Here is a 3,383-nt window from a genome sequence, read left to right as displayed (position 1 = left end):
ACAGATCACGCCAGATGAAACAGTAACGTTTATCGCTGGTGACAACATTGCGGTTGAACAGGCAGGGAATAAGGTCACTGTAGCAACGAAGAAAGATGTGGTATTTGACAGGGTGACATCGACAGATATATTAGGTAATACATCTATTCTGAGTGCAACAGGCATAATTACACAAGACAAGGATGGAAAAAAATCTGCATCATTAAGTAATACGGGTTTATTTGTAGCTGAAATGAATGCAACTGGAAATACCTTGAGCAGCAGTAGTCTTGAAGCAGGTAAATTGACTGTAAAAGGCACTAACACACTGGTGCTAGATTCAGTGAAAGGTACATTGACTGGTTTGAGTAATAAGACACTTGGAAGTGGTGATTTTGCATCTCAAGGCCGCGCAGCGACTGAAGAGCAGCTGAACCGGGCGCAAAGTAATGTCGCATCTATTTTAGGCGGTAATGCAGCCAATAACGGTGGCCTGCTCAGCATGTCGAATATTGGTGGTACTGGTGAAAGTACTATTGATGATGCAATCAAATCAGTCAATCAAGTGGCTAATAATGCCAATAAAGGCTGGAATGTTAGCACCAATGGCGGTACAGCAAACAATGTGAAGCCAAACGATACTGTTGATTTCAGTAATAAAGATGGCAATGTCACAGTTTCAAATCAGGGCAATAACATTACTGTCGATTTAAACAAAGATATTGATTTGGGTGCAGCTGGTAGTGTAACGACCGGAGACACCAAAATTGATAATAATGGTTTAACGATTGCGGGTGGTCCAAGCGTAACCAAAAATGGTATCGATGCGGGCAAACAAAAAGTGACCAATGTTGCTGACGGTAAAATTACTGCCGATTCTCAAGATGCTGTGAATGGTGGTCAAATTCACGACATGATGGGTGCTGGTGCTTATGACACCAATGGAAATCTCAGTAATATTGGTGGTACAGGTCAAAGCAATATTAACGATGCTATTGCAGCAGTAAACAAAACCGCAGTTCAATCTAAATCGACTGTGACTGAAGGCAGCAATATCAAAGTTGTGAGCAATTCAAATGCAGATGGCAGTACTAATTATACGGTGTCAACAGCTGATGATATTACGCTGAACAGTGTTACAGCGAAGGATATTAATGCAGGTACTGTAACGACTGATAAGGTGGTTGCTGGCAATACCACTGTTGATAGCAGTGGCTTGAGCATTAAAAATGGTCCATCTGTGACCGCTTCCGGTATTGATGCAGGCAGTAAAGTAGTGAGTAATGTCAGCAATGGCGTGCAAAACAGCGATGCTGTGAATATGGGGCAGTTGTCTCAATACCTAGGCGGCGGTGCTGGCTATAACAACATCACGCAAAGTTTTGATGCGCCAAATTATCAAGTCAATGGTGGTTCTTATAACAATGTCGGTGATGCATTAGGTGCGCTAAATCAGGCCGATCAGGCATTGGGTAACCGTATTACAAATTTGGGTGATCAGTTACAACAAGCATTCTACTCAACAAATCAACGTATTGATGATGTTGAGAAAAAAGCCAATGCAGGTATTGCTGCGGCAATGGCATTAGAAAATGCACCGTACATTCCAGGTAAATACACTTATGCGGCAGGTGCTGCCTATCATGGCGGTGAAAATGCAATTGGTTTGACTTTACGTAAAACTGCGGATAACGGTCGCTGGTCATTGACTGGTGGTGTTGCTGCCGGTTCATCAGGTGATCCAAGTGTACGTGTTGGTATCAGTGGTGTAATTGATTAATGCATGGTGGGGAAAGAGCATGGTGGCTCTTTCCCACTTGTTTTTTAAATTTAATCAAGAATTGAGATGACAATGAAAACTTTATTAAAAACAATTGTAAGCTGTGTATTTTTAACTGGTGTGTTGAGTGGTCTAACACATGCAAAAGAGCAGATTAATTTACAGATGGCTGATGAGTCCGTTTCTTTTCCAGAAGTGAAAAAAAGTTACCTAGATCAAGTTCACCGTTATGAATATGATCAGGTACTGCGTCTGGAAAATGGCTTAACCAAAGACCAAATTCGTTATATTTTGGGCCATCCACATTTTAGCGAAGGCGTGTTTGGGGTTCGTGAATGGAACTATGTATTGGATATCCGTGTGCCTGAAACCCAGCAATACAAACGCTGCCAGTTACGTATCGACTTTGATAAAGACTACTTGGCCAAGGCATATTATTGGAAGGGTGAAGCCTGTCAGGGCTTGGCGCAATATGGTGCCAACAATCAACCTGTAGATAAAAATGCATTGGTTGTTGGAGGACTGAATGCCCAAGTTGCACAAGCTAGCGTACTATTCGCCTTTGACCGTTATGATGAGTCTGCGATTAACCGTGACTTTAGCCGCGTGGAAGAAATTGCAGAGGCCATTAAGCAGTCCGGCAGCCAGCGGGTTACTGTGACGGGTTATGCCGATAAATTGGGTAACTTTAACTATAACCAGGTTTTATCTGCACAGCGTGCGAATACCGTGGCTTATTTGCTAGCTCAACTGGGGATTGATCCGAATTACATTAAACTCGATGCCAATGGAACAACCCGAATTTATAAAGAGTGTGAAGGTCAAACCAAATCTACTTCAACTGTGGAATGTTTAGCACCAAATCGCCGAGTAAATGTTAATTGGTAATAAGAATTAATGGAGTATATTGTGCTGATAAAGTAACTATATACTCTTTTTCCTTAAAATTAAGAGGTTTAGAAAGTAAAAATGATTTTAACCAAGGCAGTTTAAGCAAATTAAGATACAAACTAGGTAATCCTCCCATAAATAACCGAAGTTAAGAGTAGAGGTTAAGCAGCCATTAGAGGAGGCCTTCCTTTGTTGGCCTGGTGTGGTCTTTCATGATTGTAATGCCACAGCCAATTTGCTGCATAATCTTGTACTTCATCCAAAGTATCAAATGAAATATATGGCTCAACGGGCAAAAGCTAGTCCTCTGAGAATCAGCTTTCATATTGCATCCATTAGTATTCTGAATATTTAAAGATTCACTTCATTGGATTCAGCAGGTAATTTATCCAAGCATTTTGAAAATTTACTGGAAAAGCCAAGAAATACATTTTACCTGAGAGAAGAGCGAGAAGTTGCCCTAGGGTTGTGAAGGGAAAACCGCAGAAATACCCAAGAGAATACCAGTCAATTTCTTAACTGACTAGCATTAGGCCGTGTCGAGGTATTTCAATTAATGCCATTTCGCACTTGTTGCAAAATCCAATCCTCATATTCTTGTAGTGTTTCTTGTAGCATATCCGTAAGCGTCCGCTGAATCCCATACCTATTTTTTAATTTTGGTCGGATTTCCAGCGGTGTGGCAGTAATTCTTCTATTTGGGTCACTTTATGTGTCGGCAACCTTTTCAGAA

General features: G+C 41.2%; 2 protein-coding genes and 1 pseudogene. 2 read left to right on the top strand and 1 reads right to left on the bottom strand.

What is annotated here, in order from left to right:
- Both L6C30_RS14390 and bamE read left to right on the top strand, forming a co-directional pair.
- On the top strand, positions 1-1,759 hold a 1,759-nt coding region (locus tag L6C30_RS14390; RefSeq protein WP_004777043.1), incomplete at its 5' end, for a YadA-like family protein.
- Positions 1,760-1,831: 72 nt separating this feature from the next.
- A complete protein-coding gene (bamE, locus tag L6C30_RS14385) occupies positions 1,832-2,647 on the top strand; it encodes an outer membrane protein assembly factor BamE (protein ID WP_236163316.1) in 816 nt (271 codons plus the stop codon).
- Between the two features lie 164 nt (positions 2,648-2,811).
- Here the strand turns inward: bamE and L6C30_RS14380 are convergent.
- Positions 2,812-2,922, bottom strand: a pseudogene (locus tag L6C30_RS14380) (integrase core domain-containing protein); the annotation flags it as partial.
- Between the last annotated feature and the right edge of the window lie 461 nt (positions 2,923-3,383).

The sequence above is a fragment of the Acinetobacter sp. KAM396 genome, from assembly GCF_021602765.1.
Classification (GTDB): Bacteria; Pseudomonadota; Gammaproteobacteria; order Pseudomonadales; family Moraxellaceae; genus Acinetobacter; species Acinetobacter towneri_A.
This window is presented reverse-complemented; position numbering and strand designations above follow the sequence as displayed.

Bases quoted from the DNA above. Each gene is read 5' to 3' on its own strand.
- bamE (WP_236163316.1), top strand. From the start codon at position 1,832: ATGAAAACTTTATTAAAAACAATTGTAAGCTGTGTATTTTTAACTGGT.